Source organism: Luteipulveratus flavus (assembly GCF_029439465.1).
GTDB classification, from domain to species: domain Bacteria; phylum Actinomycetota; class Actinomycetes; order Actinomycetales; family Dermatophilaceae; genus Luteipulveratus; species Luteipulveratus flavus.
This window is the reverse complement of record NZ_JAROAV010000024.1, coordinates 91,250-110,202: the sequence shown is the minus strand read 5'-3', so window position 1 is coordinate 110,202 and position 18,953 is coordinate 91,250. Positions and strand designations below refer to the sequence as shown.

General features: G+C 71.3%; 16 protein-coding genes. 11 read left to right on the top strand and 5 right to left on the bottom strand.

What is annotated here, in order from left to right:
• Nucleotides 1-69: 69 nt before the first annotated feature.
• Nucleotides 70-426 carry a DUF3817 domain-containing protein gene (locus P4R38_RS07430; protein WP_277191663.1) on the top strand — a complete coding sequence of 119 codons (357 nt, stop codon included), beginning with the start codon at nt 70-72 and terminating at the stop codon, nt 424-426.
• A 172-nt stretch (nt 427-598) separates the two neighbouring features.
• Complete coding sequence (locus P4R38_RS07425) at nt 599-1,591, top strand: TerC family protein (RefSeq protein ID WP_277191662.1); 993 nt, start codon at nt 599-601, stop codon at nt 1,589-1,591.
• A 54-nt stretch (nt 1,592-1,645) separates the two neighbouring features.
• Here the strand turns inward: P4R38_RS07425 and P4R38_RS07420 are convergent, their stop codons facing one another.
• The 5 genes from P4R38_RS07420 to P4R38_RS07400 are packed head-to-tail and all read right to left on the bottom strand — an operon-like array spanning nt 1,646 to nt 6,601.
• Nucleotides 1,646-2,521, bottom strand: coding sequence for an EamA family transporter (locus P4R38_RS07420; protein WP_277191661.1), 876 nt, complete (start codon nt 2,519-2,521; stop codon nt 1,646-1,648).
• 31 nt (nt 2,522-2,552) lie between these two features.
• Nucleotides 2,553-3,314: a C40 family peptidase gene (locus tag P4R38_RS07415; RefSeq protein ID WP_277191660.1), complete on the bottom strand. Its 762-nt coding sequence runs from the start codon at nt 3,312-3,314 to the stop codon at nt 2,553-2,555.
• 47 nt (nt 3,315-3,361) lie between these two features.
• Nucleotides 3,362-4,030 carry an MBL fold metallo-hydrolase gene (locus P4R38_RS07410; RefSeq protein ID WP_277191658.1) on the bottom strand — a complete coding sequence of 223 codons (669 nt, stop codon included), beginning with the start codon at nt 4,028-4,030 and terminating at the stop codon, nt 3,362-3,364.
• Between the two features lie 2 nt (nt 4,031-4,032).
• Entirely contained in the window at nt 4,033-4,755 is a 723-nt protein-coding gene (locus P4R38_RS07405) for a maleylpyruvate isomerase N-terminal domain-containing protein (RefSeq protein WP_277191657.1), read from the bottom strand.
• The gene (locus P4R38_RS07400; protein WP_277191655.1) at nt 4,745-6,601 is read right to left on the bottom strand and encodes a glycoside hydrolase family 15 protein; all 1,857 of its coding nucleotides are present in this window, start codon (nt 6,599-6,601) and stop codon (nt 4,745-4,747) included. The genes P4R38_RS07405 and P4R38_RS07400 overlap by 11 nt, the downstream gene beginning before the upstream one ends.
• A 76-nt stretch (nt 6,602-6,677) precedes the next feature.
• Here P4R38_RS07400 and uvrA point away from each other — a divergent pair, with 76 nt between their 5' ends.
• The 9 genes from uvrA to tpiA all read left to right on the top strand — a co-directional run bounded on the left by uvrA (nt 6,678) and on the right by tpiA (nt 18,850).
• The gene (gene uvrA / locus P4R38_RS07395; protein ID WP_277191820.1) at nt 6,678-9,848 is read left to right on the top strand and encodes an excinuclease ABC subunit UvrA; all 3,171 of its coding nucleotides are present in this window, start codon (nt 6,678-6,680) and stop codon (nt 9,846-9,848) included.
• A 257-nt stretch (nt 9,849-10,105) separates the two neighbouring features.
• Nucleotides 10,106-10,624: a QcrA and Rieske domain-containing protein gene (locus P4R38_RS07390; protein WP_275236971.1), complete on the top strand. Its 519-nt coding sequence runs from the start codon at nt 10,106-10,108 to the stop codon at nt 10,622-10,624.
• 81 nt (nt 10,625-10,705) lie between these two features.
• Nucleotides 10,706-12,697 carry an excinuclease ABC subunit UvrC gene (gene uvrC, locus P4R38_RS07385; protein ID WP_275236969.1) on the top strand — a complete coding sequence of 664 codons (1,992 nt, stop codon included), beginning with the start codon at nt 10,706-10,708 and terminating at the stop codon, nt 12,695-12,697.
• 56 nt (nt 12,698-12,753) lie between these two features.
• Nucleotides 12,754-13,641 carry an RNase adapter RapZ gene (rapZ, locus tag P4R38_RS07380; protein WP_275236968.1) on the top strand — a complete coding sequence of 296 codons (888 nt, stop codon included), beginning with the start codon at nt 12,754-12,756 and terminating at the stop codon, nt 13,639-13,641.
• The gene (locus tag P4R38_RS07375; protein ID WP_275236967.1) at nt 13,622-14,608 is read left to right on the top strand and encodes a gluconeogenesis factor YvcK family protein; all 987 of its coding nucleotides are present in this window, start codon (nt 13,622-13,624) and stop codon (nt 14,606-14,608) included. Before rapZ ends, P4R38_RS07375 begins: the two co-directional genes overlap by 20 nt.
• Nucleotides 14,609-14,716: 108 nt before the next feature.
• Nucleotides 14,717-15,697 (top strand): DNA-binding protein WhiA, encoded by a 981-nt coding sequence (gene whiA, locus P4R38_RS07370; RefSeq protein ID WP_275236966.1) that lies wholly within the window; start codon nt 14,717-14,719, stop codon nt 15,695-15,697.
• 151 nt (nt 15,698-15,848) lie between these two features.
• On the top strand, nt 15,849-16,853 hold the full coding sequence (gap, locus tag P4R38_RS07365; protein WP_275236965.1) for a type I glyceraldehyde-3-phosphate dehydrogenase: 1,005 nt from the start codon (nt 15,849-15,851) through the stop codon (nt 16,851-16,853).
• Nucleotides 16,854-16,858: 5 nt separating this feature from the next.
• On the top strand, nt 16,859-18,058 hold the full coding sequence (locus tag P4R38_RS07360; protein WP_275236964.1) for a phosphoglycerate kinase: 1,200 nt from the start codon (nt 16,859-16,861) through the stop codon (nt 18,056-18,058).
• Between the two features lie 21 nt (nt 18,059-18,079).
• The gene (gene tpiA, locus P4R38_RS07355; RefSeq protein WP_277191819.1) at nt 18,080-18,850 is read left to right on the top strand and encodes a triose-phosphate isomerase; all 771 of its coding nucleotides are present in this window, start codon (nt 18,080-18,082) and stop codon (nt 18,848-18,850) included.
• Nucleotides 18,851-18,953 lie beyond the last annotated feature (103 nt).

Genomic DNA, 18,953 nt, shown 5'->3' with positions numbered 1-18,953 from the left:
GGCGATCAGGTCGCCGCGACGACCGTCCGGCGCGCACCGCCCGCCGGTCGCCTACTACGATGTGTAGTCGTGACGACCTCGACCTCATCGCCGCGTGCCCGGCACCGCACCGTCTTCCGCATCGTCGCCTTCGCCGAGGCGCTCTCCTGGCTCGGTCTGCTGATCGGGATGTACTTCAAGTGGATCGCGCAGGCCGGTGAGGGCGGCGTCAAGGTGTTCGGCCCCATCCACGGCACGATCTTCGTCGCGTACGTGCTCGTCTCGCTGTGGGTGGCGCGCTCGGCACGCTGGGACGTCCGGACGACCGCCCTGGCGCTCCTCAGCTCGATCCCGCCCTTCTGCACGGTGATCTTCGAGCGCTGGGCCGAGCGCACCGGTCGCCTCGGCGTCGACCGGACGCCCGCCCTGATGTCCGAGTCCGCCTGACCGACCGGACCCGCATTCGCCATCAGCCCCGGCCATCTGAGAAACTGATCGGCGGAGGGGAGTATCCCCCAAGCGCACCCCCGTCAGCACGGCCAGCAGCCCGGGGTTGCTCGCCCGAGCAGGGCGGGAGAGACCTCCGGTCACTGTTGCCGTGCCCGGAAGGCTGTTGCCCATGCATGTAGAACCCTGGGTCTGGATCGTCGTCGTCGGTTCCACCGCCGCGATCCTGCTCGCCGACGTCTTCATCATCGGACGTCGCCCCCACGTCCCCTCCAACCGTGAGACGTCCACCGCGCTCATCTTCTTCGTCGGGCTGGCCGTGCTCTTCGGCCTCGGCGTCTGGTACTTCTCCGGAGGTCGCTACGCGGGGGAGTTCTTCGCCGGCTGGTTGACCGAGTACTCGCTCTCGATCGACAACCTCTTCGTCTTCCTGATCATCATGGCGCGCTTCAACGTGCCGGCGAAGTTCCAGCAGGAGGCGTTGATGGTCGGCATCATCATCGCCCTGGTCCTGCGCGGGATCTTCATCGCCGTCGGCGCCGTGGCCATCAACCAGTTCGCCTGGATCTTCTACATCTTCGGCGCGTTCCTCATCTACACCGCGTACAACCTCGCGAGCGAGAACGGCGACGCGGACGAGGAGTACGAGGAGAACCGCCTGATGAAGTTCGTCGAGGCGCGCTTCCCGGTCACCCAGTCCTGGGACGCCGGCGTGCGGCTGCGCACGGTCGAGGCCGGCAAGAAGGTGCTGACGCCGTTCGCCATCGTGATCCTCGCGCTGGGGACGACCGACCTGCTCTTCGCCCTCGACTCGATCCCCGCGATCTTCGGTCTGACCAAGGAGCCTTTCCTGGTCCTGATGGCCAACATCTTCGCGCTGATGGGTCTGCGCCAGCTGTACTTCCTCATCGGCGGCCTGCTCAAGAAGCTCGTCTACCTCAGCATCGGTCTGTCGGTGCTGCTGGCGTTCATCGGCGTCAAGCTGATCATGCACGCCCTGCACGAGAACAACCTGCCGTTCATCAACGGCGGCCAGCCCATCCACGCCGTGCCGGACATCCCGATCTGGTTGTCGCTGGTGGTGATCGTCGGTGTCCTCGGGATCACCGCGGTCGCGAGCCTGGCCAAGTCGCGCCACGACGACCGCTCGTCGCTGTCCGTCTGAGCACGGCCCTCTGACGCCGGTCGCAGCTCTGCCCGTGCTGCGGCCGGCGTCGTCTCATCCCTCGGGTGCGGCGGTCGTCCGCCGGGTCCCGAGCACGACCCCGCTGGCGAGCACGACCAGGGCCATGCCGACCAGGCGCAGGGGAGTGAGGGACTGTCCGAGGACGACGAGGCCGGCGAGTGCCGCGGCCGCCGGCTCGAGGCTGAGGAGGATCCCGAAGACGTTGGCGTGCAGCGTTCGCAGCGCCACGAGCTCCAGGGAGTACGGCACCACCGACGACAGCAGCGCGATGCCGGCGCCCTTGAGCAGCACCGCCCCGTCGAGCAGGTCGGTTCCCGCGTGGACCACACCGAACGGCGCGATGACCACGGTCGCGAGCAGCATGGCGATGGCGATGCCGTCCAGCCCCGCGAAGCGGGCGCCCGTCCGGGCGCTGGTCACGATGTACCCCGCCCAGCACGCTCCGGCGAGGAGCGCGAGGGCGATCCCGACGAGATCCAGGTCGCTCCAGCTGGTGTCGAGCGCGCCCGAGACCAGGACGACGCCGAACGCGGCGGCCACGACCGCGAGGACGTCCCAGCGCCGGCGTGAGGTGAACGCGGCGAGGGTGAGCGGCCCGACGAACTCGATCGTGACGGTGACGCCGATGGGCAGCCGCTCCAGCGCCGCGTAGAAGGCGAGGTTCATCAGGCCGAGGCACGCGGCGTACGAGCCGACGGTGATCCAGTCGTGCCGGCTGCGCGAGCGCAGGTCCGGCCGGGCGACGACGAGCAGGATCACCGCAGCGACGAGGATGCGCAGCGTCACCGACCCGGTCACGCCGATGGCCGGGAGCAGCGTCGCCGCGAGCGCACCGCCGAGCTGCACCGACGCGATCGCCACCAGGACGAGCGTCGGTGCGGGGACCGCCGGCCGGGCCCTCGGTGTCATGGTCGCTCGGCGGCGGGTGGCTGGGTGCGCCTCAGCGCGACAGCCCGCGGATGCGACCGATCGCGACCAGGGTCTCCTGGCGGTCTCGGGGGAGCGGCTCGTCGACGACGGTCGTGCCCGTCCCCGGAGCGTGCAGCATCCGTCCCGGACCGGTCACGAAGCCGACGTGGTGGATCAGCCGGCCGGGGTGGGCGAAGAAGTACAGGTCGCCGACCTGCTCGCTGCCCGCGTGGACGGGGTCGCTCGCGTCGGACTGGTCGCCGCCGTCGCGCGGGACCACGACGCCGTGGGCGCGGCAGGCGAGGTGGACCAGGCCCGAGCAGTCGAGCGCCGTCGGGGACACCCCGCCCCACAGGTACGGCAGCCCGACGTACCGCCGTGCCGTCTCGACCACGTCGGCGGGCGTCGCCGGCGCGCAGGGCGGGAGGCGGTCGAAGGACGGGTCCGACGGATCGGCGGTCCGCACGTGCGCCGCGCGCACCCAGCCGGGGTAGCCGCGCGCGTCGGCGTGGTGCGGCTGCCACGGGGCGGCGACGCGCAGCCATCCCTGCTGCTCCTCCAGGACGATGACGGGCTCGCCGTCCACGAGCTGGGAGTCGATGCGCTCGTCCAGGCCCCACCGGCTGTCGGCCCGGTCCGCGGCCGCGTCCATCTCGGCGAGCCAGCGTGCCTGGTCGGGTGCGTCGGCGAGCATCGTGGCGTCCACGCCGCGGGGTACGTCGGGGGAGCGCCAGAGCACGGTTACCGGTACGACGACGCGACCGGCCCGGGGAGTGGTGAGGGATTCGTGCACCGAGTCATCACACCAGGGGCGGTGCCGACCGGGACGCGTGGGGTGGGCTACCAGCCCCGAGCACGCCAGGAGGCCAGGGACGGCCGTTCGGCCCCGAGCGTCCCGTCGTCCCCGTGACCCGGGTAGAACCAGGTGCGGTCGTCGAACCGGTCGAACACCTTGTGCTCGACGTCGTCGATGAGCTGGGGGAACGACTGGTACGGGTATCGGCTCGTGGCGCCGACCCCACCGGGGAAGAGGCTGTCGCCGGTGAAGAGGTGGGTGTGACCCGCTCGGTCGTCGTAGGCGAGCCCGACGCCGCCGGGGGTGTGCCCGCGCAGGTGGATCACCGAGAGCGTGAGCTCGCCGACCCGGACGACGTCGCCGTCGTCCAGCCGTACGTCGGGCGCGACGGGCAGGGCACCAGCGTCGTCGGAGCCGGCGTACGACGTCGCACCCGTGGACCGCAGGACCTCCTCCAGCGCCCGGACGTGGTCCCAGTGCTGATGAGTCGTGACGAGGGCGTCGAGCCGGCCGGAGCCCTCGTCGACCAGCCGCGAGATCCGCGCCGGGTCGTCCGCGGCGTCGACGAGCAGCTGCTCGCCGGTGGACCGGCAGGTGATCAGGTAGACGTTGTTGTTCATCTCCGACACCGCCGCCTTGCGGATGACGGCGTGCTCCAGCTCGCGGACGGCGGTCGGACCGCCGGGCTCGACGTGACCGTCGTACGCGCTCATGCTCAGGCCTCCGGTCGGTGGGGAAGGTCGCCGGCGTCGGAGGTGACGCCGTCGGTGAGCCCGCGCGTCAGCCAGCCGAGCAGGGCGGGGGCCGCGCCGCTGACCGTGACGCCGCCCGCTTCGAGTCGTACGGGCGCGTACCCCTCGGCCGCGACGACCAGGTCCGGTGGTGCGTCCGCGGCCGCGAGGCCCTTCAGCTCATGGCCGAGGAACGCCGCGCAGGTCCGGTCGTCCAGGTCGGCGAAGGCGAAGCCGTGCAGCAGGTCCACGTGGTGGTAGGCCACCTCACGCAGCCGCAGGAACGGGACGGCGCGAACCAGGACGGTGACGCCGCCGGGGGTCCGCTCGCAGGTCGCGTCGTCGTGCGCGGGGGTCAGCCGGGACAGCAGGCCCGCGAGCTCGCGCGAGGCGGTCGTCAGCCGGTCCAGGTGCTCCGCCGGGCTGCGGCCTGCGCCTGCCTCGATGTCGGCGTCGCGGGCGGCCTCGCTCGCGTACATGGTCGTGTCGGCGCCGTCCACGGCCGAGCGGACGACGTCGGCGAGCCCGAGCGCGTTCGCGGTGAGGTGGCTGACGACGTGCCCCCGGCTCCAGCCCGTGCACAGCGACGGACCGACGAGGTCGTCGGGCGTCAGCCGGCCCACGGTGTCACGCAGGCGTCCCGTCTCGCGTTCCAGCGCCTCCGGGGTGGCGACGGCCGAGGGGTGGTCCGGGAGGTCAGCGGTCATCGTCGGCTCCTGCTCGAGCGGCGGCCTCGGCCTGGGCGAGGTGGACAGCGGCGTTGATCAAGGTCAGGTGGGAGAACGCCTGTGGGTAGTTGCCCACCATCCGCTGCTCCTTGGGGTCGTACTCCTCCGCCAGCAGGCCGACGTCGTTGGCCAGCCCGACCAGGCGGTCCATCAGCTCCCGGGCCTTCTCGAGCTCGCCGGTGACGGCGTACGCGGCGACCAGCCAGAACGAGCAGGCGAGGAACGGGTGCTCGTCGCCGCTCAGCCCGTCGACACCGCTCTCGGTGCGGTAGCGCAGCAGCAGCCCGTCGCGCATCAGGTCGTTCTCGACGGCGGCGACGGTGCCGCGGACGCGCGGGTCGTCAGCGGGCAGGAACCCGACGAGCGGGATCAGCAGGAGGGAGGCGTCCACCTCCGTGGTGTCGTAGTGCTGGGTGAAGGTGTTCTTCGCCCGGTCGAAGCCCTTGTCCAGGATCTCCTGCCGGACCGCGTCGCGCACCTCGCGCCAGCGGTCGACCGGTCCCTCGTACCCGTGCTGCTCGACCGCCCGGATCGCGCGGTCGAACGCCGCCCAGACCATCACCCGGGAGTGCGTGAAGTGGCGCAGCGGGCCGCGGATCTCCCACAGCCCGTTGTCCGGCTCGTCCCAGTGCTTGACCAGGTCCTCGACCAGCGCCCGCTGTACGGCCCAGCTCTGCGAGGTCTCCTTCAGACCCTGCCCGCGCGCGTTCTCCAGCGCGATCATGACCTCGCCCAGCACGTCCGTCTGCTTCTGGTCGACCGCGCCGTTGCCGACCCGGACCGGCCGGGAGTCGGCGTAGCCGGGGAGGTGGGCCAGCTCCCGCTCGGGCAGCTCGCGGCCGCCGTCGACGGCGTACATGATCTGCATGTCCTCGGGATCACCGGCGAGGGCACGCACGAGCCAGTCGCGCCACAGCTTGGTGGCGCCGACGTACCCCACCGCCAGCAGCGCCTCGAGGGTGAGCGAGGCGTCCCGCAGCCAGCAGTACCGGTAGTCCCAGTTGCGCTCGCCGCCGAAGTCCTCGGGCAGGCTCGTGGTGGCGGCGGCGACGATGCCGCCACGACGGGTGTCGGTGAGCAGCCGCAGGATGAGCAGGGACCGGACGACCGCGTCGCGGTACGGCCCGTCGTAGGTGCAGCGGGCAGCCCAGTCGGCCGACTTCTGGTAGGTCGCCTCGATCCGGGACGGGATGTCCAGGGGTGGCGGCACCTCCTTCCACGACGCGAACCAGCTGAGGCTGAACTGCACCCGGTCGCCGGCGCGCACCGTCCACTGGTCGCGGTGGTGCCCGTCCGAGGCCACCGGGAGCCGCTGGCCGCGCAGCAGGAGCATGTCCGGGCCGGCGATGGCGACGATGACCTCGTCGTCCCGCTCGTGGCCGGGGTGGTGGGACACCCAGGGACGGACCTTGCCGTAGGTGAACCGCACGATCCACTCGTGCTGCATCTCGACCTCGCCCTCGAGGCCCTCGACCACCCGGACGATGTCCGCGCGACCGTCACCCAGCGGCATCAGGTCGGTCACCCGTACCCGGCCGGTGTCGGTCTCGTGGACCGTCTCCAGGATGCAGGAGCTGCCGCGGTAGGCCCGGGTGCTGCGGGCCTCATCGACCGGTCCGATCAGCCAGCGCCCGTGCTCCGGGGTACCGAGGAGCGCACTGAAGCAGGACGGCGAGTCGAACCGCGGGATGCACAGCCAGTCCAGCGAGCCGGCGCGGCTGATCAGCGCCGCCGTCTCGGTGTCGCCGATGACGGCGTACTCCTCGATCGGGACGCGCGGGGGCACCGACGCGCCCGCGTTGTAGGTGGAGTCCGGATCGGTCATGGTCCGAGCCTAGGACCGCGGCGCCTACGGGCACGCGTGAGCATGCCCGCAGGGGCTGTCGGTGGCGGCGCATAGCATGGTCGTCGTGGCATCTCCCTCGACCTCCGGCACCGTCGGCGCGCCCTCGACCCGCGATCATCTGCGCGTCCGCGGGGCCCGCGAGCACAACCTGAGGAACATCTCGGTGGACATCCCGCGGGACAGTCTCATCGTGTTCACCGGCCTCTCCGGGTCCGGCAAGTCCTCTCTCGCGTTCGACACGATCTTCGCCGAGGGCCAGCGACGGTACGTCGAGTCCCTGTCGGCGTACGCCCGCCAGTTCCTGGGGCAGATGGACAAGCCGGACGTCGACTTCATCGAGGGCCTGTCCCCGGCGGTGTCGATCGACCAGAAGTCGACCAACCGCAACCCGCGCTCGACCGTCGGCACCATCACCGAGGTGTACGACTACCTGCGGCTCCTGTTCGCCCGCGCCGGCCGGCCGCACTGCCCCGTCTGCGGCGAGCCGGTCGGTCGCCAGACCCCGCAGCAGATCGTCGACCAGCTGCTGGAGCTGCCCGAGCGCACCCGCTTCCAGGTGCTCGCGCCGGTCGTGCGCGCTCGCAAGGGCGAGTACGTCGACCTGTTCGGTGAGCTGCAGGCCAAGGGCTTCTCCCGGGCCCGCGTCGACGGTGAGGTGATCACCCTCAGCGACCCGCCGAAGCTGGAGAAGCAGAAGAAGCACACCATCGACGTGGTCGTCGACCGGCTGGTCGCCAAGGGCAGCGACGCCGGCGGCAAGCAGCGGCTGACCGACTCGGTCGAGACCGCGCTAGGCCTGGCCTCGGGCGTGCTGGTCATCGAGATGGTCGACCTCGACGAGGACGACCCCGCTCGCGAGCGCCGCTTCTCCGAGAAGATGGCCTGCCCGAACGACCACCCGCTGAGCATGGACGAGATCGAGCCGCGGTCGTTCTCGTTCAACTCCCCGTTCGGCGCCTGCCCCTCCTGCACCGGCATCGGCACCGAGCTCGAGGTCGACCCCGAGCTGGTCGTCCCGGACGAGGACAAGTCGATCTCCGAGGGCGCGATCCTGCCGTGGGCGCAGGGCCAGGGCACCAACGACTACTTCATGCGGGTGATCGGCGCGCTGGCCGAGGACCTGAAGTTCACCCTCGACCAGCCGTGGCACTCCCTGCCGGACCGGGCCAAGCAGGCCCTGCTGCACGGGCAGAACCACAAGGTGCACGTCCGCTACCGCAGCAGGTACGGCCGGGAGCGCAGCTACTCCACCGGCTTCGAGGGCGTCATCACCTTCGTCAAGCGTCGGCACGCCGAGACCGAGTCGGACTGGAGCCGGGAGCGGTACGAGGGCTACATGCGCGAGGTCCCGTGCCCGGTCTGCAAGGGCGCCCGGCTGAAGCCGGAGTCCCTGGCGGTGACGATCGGCGGTCAGTCGATCGCGCAGGTCTGTGCGTTGCCGATCTCGGAGTCGGCGACGTTCCTCAACCACGTCGAGCTGAGCGCCCGCGAGCGCGCCATCGCCGAGCGGGTGATCGTGGAGATCAACGCCCGGCTGGGCTTCCTGCTCGACGTCGGGCTGGACTACCTGTCGCTGGACCGGCCGGCGGGGACGCTGTCCGGCGGCGAGGCACAGCGGATCCGGCTCGCGACGCAGATCGGGTCCGGGCTGGTCGGGGTCCTGTACGTCCTGGACGAGCCCTCCATCGGTCTGCACCAGCGGGACAACCATCGGCTGATCGAGACGCTGTCCCGGTTGCGGGACCTCGGCAACACCCTGATCGTGGTCGAGCACGACGAGGACACCATCGCGACCGCGGACTGGGTCGTCGACATCGGCCCGGGCGCGGGCGAGCACGGCGGAGACGTCGTCTACTGCGGACCGGTCAAGGGGCTGCTGGACCACGCGGACTCGATCACCGGTGCCTACCTCTCGGGTCGCCGCGAGATCGAGACCCCGGCGGTGCGTCGCCCGCAGGACGGCCGCGTCGTCACCGTCCGCGGCGCGCGGGAGCACAACCTCAAGAACGTCGACGTCGGCTTCCCGCTCGGCAACCTCGTCGCGGTGACCGGCGTCTCCGGCTCGGGCAAGTCGACCCTGGTCAACGACATCCTCTACCGGGTCCTCGCCAACCAGCTCAACGGCGCGCGGCACGTCCCCGGGCGGCACCGCACGGTCGACGGCCTGGGCGAGCTCGACAAGGTGGTGCACGTCGACCAGAGCCCGATCGGTCGGACGCCGCGGAGCAACCCGGCGACCTACACCGGGGTCTTCGACCACGTCCGGCGCCTGTTCGCCGAGACGACCGAGGCGAAGGTCCGCGGCTACCAGCCGGGCCGGTTCTCGTTCAACGTCAAGGGCGGCCGCTGCGAGGCCTGCAGCGGTGACGGCACGATCAAGATCGAGATGAACTTCCTGCCGGACGTGTACGTCCCGTGCGAGGTGTGCCACGGAGCCCGGTACAACCGGGAGACGCTCGAGGTGCACTTCAAGGGGAAGACGATCTCCGACGTCCTCGACATGCCGATCGAGGAGGCCGCGGAGTTCTTCGCCGCGGTGCCGGCGATCGCCCGGCACATGCGGACCCTCAACGAGGTCGGGCTCGGCTACGTCCGCCTCGGGCAGCCGGCGCCGACCCTCTCCGGCGGCGAGGCTCAGCGGGTCAAGCTCGCGGCCGAGCTGCAGAAGCGCTCGACCGGCCGGACGGTGTACGTCCTGGACGAGCCCACCACCGGTCTGCACTTCGAGGACATCCGCAAGCTGCTGGGCGTGCTGCAGGGACTGGTGGACAAGGGCAACACCGTCATCGTCATCGAGCACAACCTCGACGTGATCAAGAGCGCGGACTGGATCGTCGACATGGGCCCGGAGGGCGGCAACGGCGGCGGCACCGTGGTCGCCGAAGGCACCCCGGAGGAGATCGCGGCCGACACGACGAGCCACACCGGGCGGTTCCTCGCACCGGTCCTGGCCAAGGCCGCCGGCGCGGCTCGACCCTCGAGCACCCGTCGGGCACCGGCCGCAGCCGTGCGCACCACGGGGAAGGCCACCGCCAGCAAGACCTTGGCGAGCGGTGACACCGACGCTGCGCGCAAGAGGGCCTCGACGAAGAAGTCGGTGGCCGCGTCGGCCAAGGCGGCCAAGCCCGGTACGGCGAAGCGGACGACGGCCAAGAAGACGGCAGCGAAGCGGACGCCCGCCACGAAGTCCACCCGCACGCCCCGCAAGGCCGCCGGCGAGTCCTGAGCACGCGTTTCCCGCCCACGACGCGACGACTGACCGCTCGGCGCGCTGGTGGCGTGCCCGGGGTGGGGTGGCGCGCGACGACTGACCGCTCGGGGTACTCGTGGCAGGCCCGGGGGCGGGGTGCGCCGCGACGAGTGACCGCTCGGGGCCAGCCGGGGCACGGCGAGGAACGGTGAGCGCGGAACCCCTGGAACGGCCCGAGCGGCCCGTACGTTGAAGTCGTCAATGGTTGATCACTCACACATCGGAGGCATCTGATGAGTTCGGAGTCCGAGACCAGCACGACCGGACCGACCCGGCGCCACGTCGTCCGTGGCGTCGGAGCAGGGGGAATGGCGCTCGCGGCCGCCACGGGGCTCGCCGCGTGCGGCGACGACTCCGGCAGCTCCGCCGGGGGCAGTACGTCTGCGGCGGAGGGCAGCTCGTCCAGCGCCTCGACGTCCAGCGCTGCCAGCAGTGCAGCGCCGACGAGCAGCGCGGCCGCGGGCGGCGGCATCACCGTCCCGGCCTCGAAGGTCGCGGTGGGCGGGGGATTCATCGACAAGGACCAGAAGGTCGTCGTCACCCAACCCGAGTCGGGCACGTTCAAGGCATTCAGCGCCGTGTGCACCCACGAGGGATGCACGGTGGACAAGGTCGCGTCGAAGAAGATCGAGTGTCCTTGTCACGGAAGCGCTTTCGACATCGCGACGGGCGATGTCGTGGACGGCCCGGCGAAGAAGCCGCTGCCGTCGAAGACCGCGACGCTGTCCGGCGACACGATCACGATCAGCTGAGCCGGCCGCGGGACCGGCTGCTCGGGGCGTTCTCCGACCGGCCGGTCCCGCGCTGTCCGAGCCGGTTCCTAAGGTGGTGTCGTGGCTGATCCGTCGACCTACCGTCCGAAGCCGGGGGAGATCCCCGTCGACCCGGGGGTGTACCGCTTCCGGGACAAGGACGGCCGGGTCATCTACGTCGGCAAGGCGAAGTCCCTGCGCAGCCGGCTGTCGTCGTACTTCCAGGACATCGCGGCCCTGCACCCGCGTACCCGGACGATGGTGCAGACCGGTGCGAGCGTCGAGTGGACCGTCGTCCGCAACGAGGTCGAGGCGCTGCAGCTGGAGTACTCCTGGATCAAGGAGTTCGACCCGCGGTTCAACGTCAAGTACCGCGACGACAAGTCCTACCCCTACCTCGCGGTCACGATGGGCGAGGAGTTCCCCCGCGCGCAGGTGATGCGCGGCGCCAAGCGCAAGGGCACCCGCTACTTCGGCCCGTACGCGCACGCCTGGGCGATCCGCGAGACGCTCGACCAGCTCCTGCGGGTGTTCCCGCTGCGCACCTGCAGCAGCGGGGTGTTCAAGCGCGCGGGTCAGGTCGGCCGGCCCTGCCTGCTGGGGTACATCGACAAGTGCTCCGCCCCGTGCGTGGGCCGGGTCTCCCCGGAGGAGCACCGGGCGATCGCGGCGGACTTCTGCGACTTCATGGCGGGCAGCACCGGCCGCTTCGTCAAGCGCCTGGAGCAGCAGATGAAGACCGCCTCCGCCGAGCTGGAGTTCGAGCAGGCGGCGAGGCTGCGGGACGACATCGGTGCCCTGCAGAAGGCCCTGGAGCGTTCGGCGGTCGTGCTCGGGGACGCGACCGACGCCGACGTCTTCGGCATCAGCAACGACGAGCTCGAGGCGGCCGTCCAGGTCTTCCACGTCCGCGGCGGTCGCGTGCGCGGCCAGCGCGGGTGGGTCGTGGAGATCCAGTCCGAGGGCGACGTCGGGCTGCCCGAGGTGATGGAGCACCTGCTCCAGCAGGTGTACGGCGGCGAGTCCCCGGACGGCGTCCCGCGCGAGGTGCTCGTGCCCGTCCTGCCCCCGGACCCCGACAGCGTCGCGGAGTGGCTGAGCACCGTGCGCGGCGCGCTGGTCGACCTGCGGGTCCCGCAGCGCGGCGACAAGCGCACCCTGATGGAGACCGTCACCCGCAACGCCACCCAGTCGCTCGCGCGGCACAAGGTGGCCCGCGCCGGTGACCTGACGGCCCGCAGCCAGGCCCTGGAGGAGCTGCAGGAGTCGCTCGGGCTGGAGCAGGCGCCGCTGCGCGTCGAGTGCTTCGACGTCAGCCACGTGCAGGGCACCCAGGTGGTCGCGTCGATGGTCGTCTTCGAGGACGGTCTGCCGCGCAAGGGCGAGTACCGTCGGTTCATCGTCCGCGGTCGGCTGGAGGCCGACGGCTCGCTGCGGCTGGACGACACCGCGGCGATGGACGAGGTCCTGACGCGTCGGTTCCGCCGCTACCTGGAGGAGCGGGACACCTCCGGCGAGGTCGAGATGGATGCCGGCGAGAGCGCGGGCGGCCTGATCGACGAGGAGACGGGCAAGCCCAAGCGCTTCGCGTACCCACCGCAGCTGGTCGTGGTCGACGGCGGACGGCCGCAGGTCCAGGCCGCGCGTCGCGCTCTGGACCGCCTCGGCATCGACGACGTCGCGGTGGTCGGTCTGGCCAAGCGCCTGGAGGAGGTGTGGCTGGCCGACGACGAGTTCCCGGTGGTGCTGCCACGCACCAGTGAGGGCCTGTACCTGCTGCAGCGGGTGCGCGACGAGGCGCACCGCTTCGCGATCACCTTTCACCGGCAGCGGCGCTCCAAGGCGATGACGACCTCGGCGCTGGACGACATCCCCGGGCTCGGCGAGGTGCGTCGCAAGGCGCTGCTGAAGGAGTTCGGCTCGGTGAAGAAGCTGCGGAACGCCACCGCCGAGGAGATCGCCGCGGTGAAGGGCATCGGTCCGGCCCTGGCGCGTACGGTGCACGAGTCGCTGAGCCAGGACACCGACCGCACCCCCGCGGTCAACGTCACGACCGGTGAGGTCCTCGACTGAGCGGTCGAGCGTCCTGTCAGGGGAGATCCTCGAGTGAGATGCAAGGAGAGCGCGTGATGTCGGAGTCGGAACCGACCGGCCCTCGATCGGCCCAGCTGCTGATCGTGACCGGCATGAGCGGTGCCGGTCGCTCGACCGTGGCGAACGTGCTGGAGGACCGCGGCTGGTACGTCATCGACAACCTGCCGCCGCAGATGCTGATGCCGATGGCCGAGCTGCTGGAGCGCGAGGGTCAGGCGGGCGCGCGGTTCGCTGCCGTCGTCGACGTACGCAGCCGGGCGTTCTTTGCCGACTTCCGCGACGGTCTGGACGGGCTGCGCGAGCACGGCTGGCGCCCGACGGTCGTCTTCGTCGACGCGACCGACGAGTCGCTGGTCCGCCGGTTCGAGTCGGTCCGTCGCCCGCACCCGCTGCAGGAGGACGGCAGGATGCTCGACGGCATCGTCCGGGAGCGGGAGATGCTGCGCGACCTGCGCGCCAACGCCGACCTGCTGATCGACACCAGCGGTCTGAACGTCCACCAGCTCACCGCCAAGGTGCACGAGCTGGTCGGCGCCGACGAGCGGCCGCCGCTGCGGATCGCCGTCATGTCGTTCGGGTTCAAGTACGGCATCCCGCTGGACGCCGACCTGGTCTTCGACATGCGCTTCCTGCCCAACCCGTTCTGGAACCCCGAGCTGCGTCCGTTCAGCGGTCTGGACCAGGTCGTCGCGGACTTCGTGCTCGCCCAGCCGGGTGCGGCGGACTTCATCGAGCGGGTGCTGGCCCTGCTGGAGCCGATGACGGCCGGATACCTGCGCGAGGGGCGCAGCTACGTCACGCTCGCGGTGGGTTGCACGGGCGGCAAGCACCGTTCGGTGGCCGTCGCCGAGGAGCTGGGCCGCCGGATCGAGGTGCCCCAGGTGGGCACCCTGGTGGTGCATCGTGACCTGGGCCGGGAATGAGCTGGCGGGCCTGCGCCCCGGCGCGGGCCGCCGGCCGGCGGTGGCCGCGCTCGGTGGCGGTCACGGGCTTGCCGCCTCGCTGCAGGCGCTCCAGCCGGTGACCGACCGGATCACCGCGGTCGTCACCGTCGCGGACGACGGCGGCTCGAGCGGGCGGCTGCGGCAGGAGTTCGACATCCTCCCGCCCGGCGACCTGCGGATGGCCCTTGCCGCTCTGTGCAGCACCTCGGAGTGGGGGCTGCAGTGGCGCGACGCGCTGCAGCACCGCTTCCCGGGCGAGGGCGACCTCGGTGGGCACGCGCTGGGCAACCTCATCATCGCCTCGCTGTGGGACCTGCTCGGCGACCCGGTGGCGGGCCTGGACCTCGTCGGCCGGCTGCTCGGCGCGCGCGGCCGAGTGCTGCCGATGGCGGTCGAGCCGGTCCGTATCGCCGCGTCCGTGCTCGGCGTCGACCCGGACGCGGCCGACCAGGTCAGCGAGGTCGTCGGGCAGGTCCGGGTGGCTTCCACGTCCGGCCGGGTGCTGTCGGTCCGCCTCGACCCCGACCCGCCCCGCGCCTGCCCGGAGGCGGCCCAGGCGATCCTGGACGCCGACTGGGTGATCCTCGGGCCGGGCTCGTGGTTCACCTCGGTGATGCCGCACCTGCTCGTGCCCGAGCTGCGAGAGGCGCTGGTGCACACCCGCGCCCGACGGATGCTCACGCTCAACATGGTGATGAACACCGGTGAGACCAGCGGCTTCAGCGCCTCCGACCACCTGGAGGTGCTGGCCGCCCACGCCCCCGACCTGCACCTGGACGTCGTGCTCGCCGACCCGTCGGTCATCGACGGCGACGACGACCAGCTGAGCGAGACGGCCGCTGCCATGGGCGCCGAGCTGGTCCGCGCCGCGGTCGCCGATCCGGACCAGCCCGGAACGCACGACACCCTCCGCCTGGCCGCCGCCTACCGCGACGTGATGGAGTAGCCGCGAGCAGCAGGAACAGGCCTCGGACTGGTTAGAGTTCGGGAAGGCCGCACTCGGGGGAGAGGACGCACCGGTTGTCGTGAACCGGCGAGAGGAATGGTGGGGCGCATGGCCATGACGGCGAAGGTCAAGGACGAGCTCAGCAGGACCACGGTCACCAAGACGTGCTGCCGCAAGGCCGAGATCGCCGCGGTGCTGCGGTTCGCGGGCGGCCTGCACATCGTCGGCGGCCGCATCGTCATCGAGGCCGAGCTCGACACCGCCCAGGCGGCGCGCCGTCTCCGGCAGCACATCGCCGACGTCTACGGCCATCCCTCCGAGGTGATGGTGCTGACCAGCGGCGGCCTGCGCAAGGGCACCCGCTACGTCGTCCGCGTGGTGCAGGACGGTGAGTCGCTGGCGCGCCAGACCGGCCTCATCGACCAGCGCGGCCGGCCGGTCCGCGGGATGCCGCCGAAGGTCGTCAACGGTGCGGCCTGCGACGCGGAGGCCGCGTGGCGGGGCGCCTTCCTCGCCCACGGCTCCCTGACCGAGCCCGGACGTTCCTCCTCCCTGGAGCTGACCTGCCCCGGTCCCGAGGCCGCTCTCGCCCTGGTCGGCGCCGCCCGCCGGCTCGGCATCCAGGCCAAGGCCCGTGAGGTGCGGGGCGTCGACCGCGTCGTGATCCGCGACGGCGACGCCATCAGCGCGATGCTCACTCGGCTGGGCGCCCACGACTCGGTGCTGGAGTGGGAGGAGCGCCGGATGCGCCGCGAGGTGCGCGCCACAGCCAACCGCCTCGCCAACTTCGACGACGCCAACCTGCGCCGGTCGGCGCGTGCCGCCGTCGCTGCAGGGTCGCGGGTCGAGCGGGCGCTGGAGATCCTGGCCGAGGAGGTCCCGGACCACCTGGCCGAGGCGGGTCAGCTGCGGCTGAAGCACAAGCAGGCCAGCCTCGAGGAGCTCGGCCAGCTGGCCGACCCGCCGATGACCAAGGACGCCGTCGCCGGACGCATCCGCCGGCTGCTGGCCATGGCGGACAAGCGCGCCGAAGAGCTCGGCGTCGCCGGCACCGACGCCAACCTCACCCCCGACATGCTCGACAGCTGAGGACGCGCGACCCGCGCCGCCGTCCACGCGCTGGCCGCCCGCAGGCCCGGTGCCGCCCCCGCTATAGGGTTGGGGCGTCGTTCAGCGCTGCACGGCCGCCTCCTCCAGGCGTCGCCGACAGCGGACTTCCGCTAGAGAAGGGCTTGGTCTCGTGACCGTTCGCGTGGGTATCAATGGATTCGGCCGGATCGGCCGTAACTTCTTCCGGGCCGCGGTGGCCTCGGGTGCCGACATCGAGGTGGTCGGCGTCAACGACCTGACCGACAACGCCACCCTCGCGCACCTGCTGAAGTACGACTCGATCCTCGGCCGCTTCGACGGTGAGGTCACCTCGACCGACACCGACATCACCGCCGGTGGCCGGACGTTCAAGGCGTTCGCCGAGAAGGACCCGTCCCAGCTGCCGTGGGGCGAGCTGGGCGCGGACGTCGTCATCGAGTCCACCGGCATCTTCACCGACGCCGAGAAGGCCAAGGTGCACGTCGACGGCGGCGCCAAGAAGGTCATCATCTCCGCGCCCGCGAAGAACGAGGACGTCACCATCGTCATGGGCGTCAACGACGGCGACTACGACGGCAGCACGCACACCGTCATCAGCAACGCCTCCTGCACCACCAACTGCCTCGGCCCGATGGCCAAGGCGCTGAACGACGAGTTCGGCATCGTCAAGGGCCTGATGACGACGATCCACGCCTACACCCAGGACCAGAACCTGCAGGACGGCCCGCACAAGGACCTGCGCCGTGCCCGCGCCGCCGCCCTGAACATCGTCCCGACCTCGACCGGCGCCGCCAAGGCCATCGGCCTGGTGCTCCCCGACCTGAAGGGCAAGCTCGACGGCTACGCCCTGCGCGTCCCGGTGCCCACCGGCTCGGCCACCGACCTCACCTTCGAGGCGGGTCGCGAGACCACCGTCGAGGAGGTCAACGCCGCGGTGAAGAAGGCCGCCGAGGGCCCGCTGAAGGGCTACCTGCGCTACACCGAGGACCCGATCGTCTCCTCCGACATCGTGACCGACCCGGCGTCCTGCATCTTCGACGCCGGCCTCACCAAGGTCATCGGCAACCAGGTCAAGGTCGTCGGCTGGTACGACAACGAGTGGGGCTACTCCAACCGCCTCGTCGACCTCGTCGCGCTCGTCGGCAAGGACCTGTGAGCCGGATGCGCACGATCGACGACCTCGGCGACCTGTCGGGGAAGCGGGTCCTGCTGCGCAGCGACCTCAACGTCCCGCTCGACGACTCCGGCGCCATCACCGACGACGGCCGGGTGCGTGCCTCGGTGCCGACCATCAAGGTCCTCACCGAGCGTGGCGCCCGGGTCATCGTGTGCGCCCACCTCGGTCGCCCGAAGGGTGAGCCGGAGGCGAAGTACTCGCTCAAGCCGGTCGGCGAGCGGCTCGGCGAGCTGCTCGGCAGCCCGGTCGCGTTCGCCCAGGACACCGTCGGTGACTCCGCACAGGCCGTCGTCGACAGCCTGGAGGACGGGCAGGTCGCGCTGCTGGAGAACCTGCGGTTCAACCCCGGCGAGACCGCCAAGTCCGCCGACGACCGGGCCGCGTTCGCCGATCAGCTCGCCTCGCTCGCGGACGTGTTCGTCAGCGACGGCTTCGGTGTCGTGCACCGCGAGCAGGCCAGCGTCTACGACGTCGCCGAGCGGCTCCCGCAGGCCGCCGGCGGTCTGGTCATCACCGAGGTCGAGGTGCTGCAGCAGCTCACCAAGCCGCGCCGGCCGTACGCCGTCGTGCTCGGCGGGGCGAAGGTCAGCGACAAGCTCGGCGTGATCGAGAACCTGCTCAAGACCGCCGACATGCTGCTGATCGGCGGCGGCATGGCGTTCACCTTCCTCGCGGCCCAGGGCCACGAGGTCGGCAAGAGCCTGCTGGAGCAGGACCAGGTCGCCACGGTGAAGGGCTACCTCGCCGACGCGGAGAACCGCGGTGTCGACATCGTCCTGCCGGTCGACGTCGTCGCGGCGGACGCGTTCTCCGCGGACGCCGACCACGACGTCGTACCTGCGGATCGCATCCCGGCCGACCGGATGGGGCTCGACATCGGTCCGGAGTCGGCGCGCCTGTTCGCCGACAAGGTCCGGTCCGCGCGCACGGTGTTCTGGAACGGCCCGATGGGCGCGTTCGAGATGGCGCCGTACGCCGACGGCACGAAGGTGCTCGCGCAGGCCCTGGTCGAGGCGACGGCGGACGGAGCGGTCACGGTCGTCGGCGGCGGTGACTCCGCTGCTGCGGTCCGCGCGCTGGGCTTCCCGGAGGACGGCTTCACCCACATCTCCACCGGCGGCGGCGCCAGCCTGGAGTACCTCGAGGGCAAGACCCTGCCGGGTCTCGCCGTGCTGGAGGACTGAGCCGTGGCCCGTACCCCCCTGATGGCGGGCAACTGGAAGATGAACCTGGACCACCTCCAGGCGGCTCATCTGGTCCAGAAGCTGGACTGGACGCTGCGTGACGGTCGGCACGACTTCGGCGCGGTGGAGGTGGCGGTGCTGCCGCCGTTCACCGACCTGCGGACCGTGCAGACCCTCATCGACGGCGACAAGCTGAAGATCCGGCTGGGTGCGCAGGACCTGTCGGTGCACGACAGCGGCGCCTATACCGGCGAGGTCTCCGGCACGTTCCTGGCCAAGCTCGGCTGCACCTACGTCGTCGTCGGGCACAGCGAGCGCCGGCAGTACCACCAGGAGACCGACGAGGTCGTCCGGCTGAAGGTGCAGGCCGCGTACAAGCACGGCCTGACGCCGATCCTGTGCGTCGGTGAGGCGCTGGAGGTCCGGCAGGCCGGCGAGCACGTCCCGCACGTCGTGGCGCAGCTCGACGCGGCGCTGGACGGTCTGGCCGCCGAGCAGGCCACGTCCGTGGTCGTCGCCTACGAGCCCGTGTGGGCCATCGGCACCGGTGAGGTCGCGACCCCCGAGGACGCCCAGGAAGTGTGCTCGGCGATCCGAGCGCGCCTGGCGACGCTGTACGACGAGGAGCTCGCGGCCGGTGTGCGCGTGCTCTACGGAGGCAGCGTGAAGGCCGGCAACGTCGCGGCGATCATGAACCAGGAGGACGTCGACGGCGCCCTGGTCGGTGGCGCCTCGACCGACCCGGCCGAGTTCGCGTCGATCTGCCGCTACCGCAGTCATCTGACCGCGTGACCGCCGTGGTGACCCCGCCGGTACGAGGCGGGGTCACCACCGCGTGCCCCCGCTTGTCCGGTCGGGCGCCGCGGCTCCTGTAATCTGTAGCGGATGGCCATCT

Coding starts and splice junctions, on each gene's coding strand:
- P4R38_RS07425 (WP_277191662.1), top strand. CDS start 599: ATGCATGTAGAACCCTGGGTCTGGATCGTCGTCGTCGGTTCCACCGCC.
- P4R38_RS07420 (WP_277191661.1), bottom strand. CDS start 2,521: ATGACACCGAGGGCCCGGCCGGCGGTCCCCGCACCGACGCTCGTCCTG.
- P4R38_RS07410 (WP_277191658.1), bottom strand. CDS start 4,030: ATGAGCGCGTACGACGGTCACGTCGAGCCCGGCGGTCCGACCGCCGTC.
- P4R38_RS07405 (WP_277191657.1), bottom strand. CDS start 4,755: ATGACCGCTGACCTCCCGGACCACCCCTCGGCCGTCGCCACCCCGGAG.
- P4R38_RS07400 (WP_277191655.1), bottom strand. CDS start 6,601: ATGACCGATCCGGACTCCACCTACAACGCGGGCGCGTCGGTGCCCCCG.
- uvrA (WP_277191820.1), top strand. CDS start 6,678: ATGGTCGTCGTGGCATCTCCCTCGACCTCCGGCACCGTCGGCGCGCCC.
- P4R38_RS07390 (WP_275236971.1), top strand. CDS start 10,106: ATGAGTTCGGAGTCCGAGACCAGCACGACCGGACCGACCCGGCGCCAC.
- rapZ (WP_275236968.1), top strand. CDS start 12,754: ATGTCGGAGTCGGAACCGACCGGCCCTCGATCGGCCCAGCTGCTGATC.
- whiA (WP_275236966.1), top strand. CDS start 14,717: ATGGCCATGACGGCGAAGGTCAAGGACGAGCTCAGCAGGACCACGGTC.
- P4R38_RS07360 (WP_275236964.1), top strand. CDS start 16,859: ATGCGCACGATCGACGACCTCGGCGACCTGTCGGGGAAGCGGGTCCTG.
- tpiA (WP_277191819.1), top strand. CDS start 18,080: ATGGCGGGCAACTGGAAGATGAACCTGGACCACCTCCAGGCGGCTCAT.